The following is a 4,940-nucleotide window of genomic DNA, read 5'->3' as shown; positions in this document are numbered from 1 at the left end:
TTTTGGGCGATAGCGAAGCGCTGCTGCAAGCAGTTCGCTATTGATCGGAAGTTAATCGCCAAAAGCCTGAAACGACGGATTTTCGTTCATGCACATCATGGTGAATTTGTACAGTGCGTAAGTCCTAATTATCACACTTTGATGAGTAAAAAAGAGTTTTATTGTTTTGAGTTTTAACAACAGTAAATTGAGAAAAACCCGAACTTAGTGATTTTATTGATTATAATAATAACCCAAGTTCCTAGTTATTATCTAGGACTTTTGCGGACTATCTTGTTATTCTAATTTGAGAGTCTTTCTTGCATAACTAGGAGGCTAACGCCACGCTTACTTCGACAGGCTCAGTACAAGTCGCTATCAAGGAGTCAGGAGTTTAAGGATATCAAGGAGTTTTTTGTATTTGGAAACGAGGTAAAAACCAACAAAGTGCAAGGTTTTCCTACTCATAGTTTCCAAAACCTTGCACCTATTTTCTTTGTTACAGTCAATGGGTAAAGCGTCGTAATAAAATGGAGTTGGTGACAACACTAACTGAACTAAAAGCCATGAGGGCAGCGGCGCTGGAGGGGCTAAGAACAAAACCAAAATGGGGTAGTAAAACACCGGCTGCTAAGGGAATACCAATTGTATTATATGCAAAAGCCCAAAACAAGTTTTGACGTATTTTGTTGAAAGTGGCACGGCTGAGTTGTATTGATTCCACAACATCAGAAAGACTATCACGCATTAATATAATTTCGGCGGTTTCCATAGCTACATCTGTTCCAGAATGTAAAGCAATGCCGACATCTGCCTGAGATAAGGCAGGAGCGTCATTAATGCCATCTCCTACCATAGCAACGCTAGTGGTTTTACTTATCTCCCCAGTTTGAAGAGCTTGGATGGTGCTGGCTTTTTTCGCTGGGGGAATACCTGCCATGACATCGGTGCTGTTGAGTCCGAGTTGTTGAGCGATCGCATTCGCTGCTTCTAATCTATCACCACTCAGTATAATTACTCGCAAACCCAGCTGACGCAATTTGTCTACTGTTGCTTTGGCATCTGGTCTGAGGGTATCACTGACGGCAATTAATCCAACTAAATTATCACCAACTGCAACACTAATAACTGTTTTCCCCTGTTCCGCTAATCTTTGTGCGTGTTCTTGGGCAGTGTCAGTAATTCCGTGCCAGTTTAACCATTCCCAGTTACCTAACAACACAGTTTTACCATCCACGACAGCGGATACACCCATTCCTGGTTCAGTATGAAAGTCTACTGCGTGGGGAATAGATAAATTTAGCCGCTGTGCTTCTTGTTGAATTGCTTTAGCTAGGGGGTGATAGGTGCCGCTTTCTACTGCTGCTGCTAGTTGCAGAAGTGAGGATGGTTCTAAGTCTGTAAATGGTAAACAGTCTGTAACTGTGGGGTTGCCTGTGGTGAGAGTGCCGGTTTTATCAAAGACTACGGTATTTAGTTGGTGGACTTTTTCTAACACATCACCACCTTTGATTAATAAACCGCGTTCTGCACCCATCCCAGTACCGACAAGAATAGCTGTGGGGGTAGCGAGTCCTAAAGCACAGGGACAAGCAACCACCATCACAGCGATCGCTAATTTTAAACTAATTAAAAGTGAAGAATATTCAATGTTGGCGGTTTGATGATGTGCTGCATGACTCATCATTTCCATACCATTGGAAATAATATTCACCTCTGGCCAAATATGAGTACCAAAAAAGTACCAAAACAGAAAAGTTAGCAAAGAAGCTGTTAAAACGCCATAAGTAAAATAACCAGCAACCGTATCTGCTAATTTCTGAACAGGTGCTTTGCGAGTTTGGGCGGTTTCTACCAAAGCGACAATGTGCGCCAAAGTGGTATCATCGCCGGTTCTGGTAGCTTGAATAGCGATCGCACCAGACTGGTTAATAGTTCCCGCTGCAACAGCATCTCCTGGTTGCTTCATCACTGGTACTGCTTCACCAGTTAACATCGACTCATCTACCGTTGTTTGTCCAAACCGCACCTCGCCATCAACAGGTATTTTATCACCTGGTAACACCTGCAACCATTCACCAACCCGCACTTGTTCGGCTGGTATTTCAATAATATTTGCCCCTGCTACTAATTTATCTGAGTCTGGGTTAACAATTAACCTAGCTATCTGAGGTTGAAGTGCTAATAATTGTCGAAATGCAGATGCTGCGCGTCCTCTAGCTTGTTTTTCTAAAGTTCTGCCTAAGAGGATAAAACCCAGCATCATCACTGGTTCATCAAAAAAGCATTCCCAACCCATTTGGGGAAACAACAGCGCCACCAAACTAGCAATATAAGCTGTTAGACTTCCCAAACCGATCAAGGTATTCATATTTGGCGTTCCCCGTCGCCAACCTTGCCAGCCATCTATAATAATGGGACGACCAGGAATAAGTAATGCTACTGTTGCTAGTCCACAGTGAAACCAGATGTTATTCAATATTGGGAAAATAAAACCACCAAAATGTCCTATTCCTGAAAATAACAATAATACAAAAGCAACTACTAATTGTTTGAAAGCCGCTTGCATTTCCTGACGCTGTTTTGCGTCTGGATCATATTTTTCTTTCCCTGCTTGAGTTTTCGGTGTGCGGGGTTGAGAAGGAAAACCTGTAGCTGTTAATGTTTGTGCTAATGTTTGTGCTAATGCTTGTGCCAGTGCATCGGCATCTATAGCACCAACTTCTGCTTCTACAACTGCCACTTCTGTAGCTAGGTTGACGCAGACATTTTTAACGTCTGGATGTTGGGTTAGCTGTCTTTCTACTGCTTTCACACAGCCAGCGCACTTCATACCCCCTACATCTAAAATAATTTTCTCTGAGTTGGTATCTCTATTGGAGAGGGCGGTTTCTGGGGTAAGTTTATTTTCGGGAACAAGTTGCATGACAAGTTATGAGATTCGCTACAAAAATGCAATGCCTAAAAAAAGGCAGTTCTACTTTGAGAGTAGGCGAAATCTGGAACTATGACCAACTGTGATAGTATTTAATTTAAAAGTTAAAATATTGAATTAAATTTGTAAACTATTGTCAAGGAATCCAGTGCCTATAGGTAAAATATATCACAGATACAAGCTGTATAGGCAACATAAAAATTAGACTTTTGTAGAAATAGTTAATTTCCCAATTGGATGTAGTGGTAAAATACACCATAGATATTAGTAATAATATTAGCAATGTGAGATATTTAGATTTGGATATTGGCATATTTTAAGAAAATAGGGAATGGGGGAAAATTTTTAGATTTTAGATTTTAGATTTTAGATTTTAGATTTTAGATTTTAGATTTTAGATTGGAGATCACAAAAACAATCCAAAATCAAAAATCCAAAATTAATAACTCCTGGCTTCTTTTTTTAGAACCAACCCTGCTTTTTGACGAAGTAGGTATTAACAAAGTCTTCATGGTTTTTATTCAAGTAAATCATGCCTTCAATTAACCCTACAAGCTGCATAATTATTAGTGTAAATCCGTAAGTGAGAGAACCACCGACTACAGAAATAACTAGCATGATAAAGCCTTCTGGGGCATAACCCAGAATAAATTTATGTATCCCAAATCCCCCCAAAATAATGCCACAGTACCCAGATAAAAGTTGTTTGGTAGCATGAGATGGATTAAGATTAGTCATATTTAGTGAAGCTCCTGTATATGTAGGGTTTGCTCTTGAAAGTCTTCTGGTGCGGGCAGGCAAGAGGCAAGAGTTTGAGCTATCTGTTGGTAACAAATTTTTTCATATTTCATCCTCAAAATGCTCAATTTTGCCATTCTTACCTTCAAAACCCTTGCACCTCAAAATCTTTTTTATCAGCCTTAAACCTTTGATTTATCAGGGTTTTGCATTTATATGGCTTACGCCACGCTCCGCTATCAGCATCCCCTATGTAATTATCAGAGTATTTCTAGTTTAAGTAAATGAGAAATTTAACCACAGAAGAGAATTCTGAAGGTGAGATAAACAAATTTGATTTTGAATCTTCAATGTCAAATCAAAAATCCAAAATTTCAAATCTAAAATTTGGTAAGTTAGTTGATAAATTTTGGTGCAGATAGTTTACAGATTTATATGTTCAACTTCAGCAAAGTTGAATATCATTAACCTGAATAATCGGCAGCATCTGTGATACTACTCTAGTGTTTACGGGTTGATTGTTATTATGTCCGGGAATTTTTTTCATTTATACCCATCTGCAAAATTAATTTTACAGATGTAGGTGGGGTTGAGGTAAGAAACCCAAAACCTCAAGGACTGGTATAAGTTGGGTTTCCCTATCAACTGTCACCTATTACCTGCTATAGCGGTGATGTTGCGCTGCTGGAAATTTGAGAATTTTAGATTTATATGTCGATATAATCAAATATTTTTGATTTTTTCAACTGTAATTGTCGGTTTTAATTATTGCTGCCCAAAAGAAATAAACTGAGCAAAGTACCACTATTCCAAAGTCCGTGGAGGAGCATGGGAGCGAGAAGATTGCGCGATCGCGTGTATACTATTCCTAAAACCATGCCTAATGCTGTGAGTGGCAAAATTTCCGATAAGCTGAGGTGAGCAGCAGCAAATAACAAACTACTCAAAAAAATTGCACTCCAAACAGGTAAATAACGAGTGAGGGAGGGTAATAAAAACCCACGAAATAGAAATTCCTCAAAAAATGGCGCTGCTATGGCCGCAGTAAAGAAAAATATTCCCAATGCTACATCATCTCTGCTTTCTAGCGCCAATTGTAACAGGGGGTTGCTTCCGCCTTGTCCGTTCCATAGTTGTTGATTGATTAATGATACTATGACGACTATGGGTAAAGCTGTGCAGTAGCCACCCAGTCCCCAGAAAAACCAATTACTGAAAAACCGGAAGCGAAACCAATCTTCTGGTAAGGGAAAATAACGTTTAATAGAAAAATACAGCACTGAGAACG

Annotated in this window: 3 protein-coding genes; all 3 read right to left on the bottom strand. The window is 39.5% G+C overall.

Translation table 11 applies throughout. From position 1 onward, the window contains the following. Positions 1–484: 484 nt before the first annotated feature. On the bottom strand, positions 485–2,905 hold the full coding sequence (locus FFR48_RS25320; protein WP_137669270.1) for a heavy metal translocating P-type ATPase: 2,421 nt from the start codon (positions 2,903–2,905) through the stop codon (positions 485–487). Between the two features lie 471 nt (positions 2,906–3,376). Continuing rightward, on the bottom strand, positions 3,377–3,652 hold the full coding sequence (locus FFR48_RS25315) for a TM2 domain-containing protein (RefSeq protein WP_096572610.1): 276 nt from the start codon (positions 3,650–3,652) through the stop codon (positions 3,377–3,379). 761 nt (positions 3,653–4,413) lie between these two features. Continuing rightward, positions 4,414–4,940: CPBP family intramembrane glutamic endopeptidase (locus FFR48_RS25310; protein ID WP_137669269.1), on the bottom strand; the 527-nt coding region annotated here is incomplete at its 5' end.

Origin of the sequence: Sphaerospermopsis reniformis (genome assembly GCF_005402885.1) — a bacterium.
GTDB lineage: Bacteria > Cyanobacteriota > Cyanobacteriia > Cyanobacteriales > Nostocaceae > Sphaerospermopsis > Sphaerospermopsis kisseleviana.
Note: the sequence above shows the minus strand (reverse complement) of the source record. Positions and strands in the feature narration are given on the sequence as shown.

Coding starts and splice junctions, on each gene's coding strand:
- FFR48_RS25320 (WP_137669270.1), bottom strand. CDS start 2,905: ATGCAACTTGTTCCCGAAAATAAACTTACCCCAGAAACCGCCCTCTCC.
- FFR48_RS25315 (WP_096572610.1), bottom strand. CDS start 3,652: ATGACTAATCTTAATCCATCTCATGCTACCAAACAACTTTTATCTGGG.